We start from the raw sequence: 1,196 nt of genomic DNA on the forward strand, positions 1-1,196 counted from the left end.
GCCGATTCATGTGTATACTATTTTTGCAATATACAGGGTGATTAAAAAAAAAACACCCCCCTAGCGAAATTTCAATAACTTTGCCAAAATTAAAGATTTTCAAAAAATATTTTAAGGACTTCCAGAGGAGGTTTATTGACATGCAACTTCCAAATTTGGTTGAAAAATATTCATTATTAAAGAAGTTACAGCATTTTTACAAAAAAAGTTAAAAAATCAAATTAACAAAGCTTATTCAACGGGAAATCATTTCCTCTCAAATTGAATTTTGGCCCTGAAAAGGGCCGTTTGTTAATGCTGCCGACTCTATTTGAGTAGGTGTTCAAAGTGACCACCATCTGCTCGAATGCATGCCTGTAGCCTCTTTCGAAATGCTAGCACAGCAAGGTCGATTGCCTCTTGTGGCAATTCTTCCCAGATTGTCTCCAGCACAGTCTTGAGTTCAGCTTTGTTGCTAGGCTTTGGAGTGAACACTTTGTATCGTTCAAGCATAGCGCCCCATACGTGGTAGTCGAGAGGATTGAGATCAGGTGAGTTTGGTGGCCAGTCATTCTTCTTGACGAACTCTGGACTATGCTGCTCGATCCATTCTTGAGCGAGGCGAGACGAATGAGCCGGTGCGCCATCTTGCTGGAATACGAAATTGTTTGGCAGCAGGTTTACAACGCAACGCAACGTTTGTATTCGCATCTTGTCGTCATGAGTCAACTTCGCCATTTTGCCAGGCAGTAAAGAATGTACCCGGCAGTGGTTCGGCTACGAAGTTATAGCTTAGCTCAATAATGGATTGTTTATTTTCGACCCAGCGCTGCAGCAGCTTAGGCCAGGCCCATCAGTACGGCAGTAGCTGCAGCTGTGCTACGACTTAACGCTCACAATATTTCCAGCTGCAATTTATACAAGGGGTGTCACATAATTCTTTCTCCTGCTAAAACTGTTTCCTAATGTTTAAGAAAAATTATGAAACTGCTATTTGAATAAGCTTCGTTAATTTGTTGTTGTTGTTTTGCATTTGAATGAGCTTTGTTAATTTGATTTTTTGAATTTTTTCGTAGAAACGCTGCAACTTCTTTAAAAATAAATATTTTTCAACCAAATTTGGAAGTTGCATGTCAATAAACCTCCTCTGGAAGTCCTTAAAATATTTTTTGAAAATCTTTAATTTTGGCAAAGTTATTGAAATTTTGCTAGGGGGG

The 1,196-nt window shown here is 39.2% G+C and carries 1 protein-coding gene; it reads right to left on the reverse strand.

What is annotated here, in order from left to right:
• Positions 1-958: 958 nt before the first annotated feature.
• The coding region (locus ACREB4_RS21280; protein ID WP_431590235.1) for a hypothetical protein at positions 959-1,196 on the reverse strand (238 nt) is incomplete at its 5' end.

Origin of the sequence: Aquabacterium sp. (genome assembly GCF_050725395.1) — a bacterium.
GTDB lineage: Bacteria > Pseudomonadota > Gammaproteobacteria > Burkholderiales > Burkholderiaceae_C > Aquabacterium.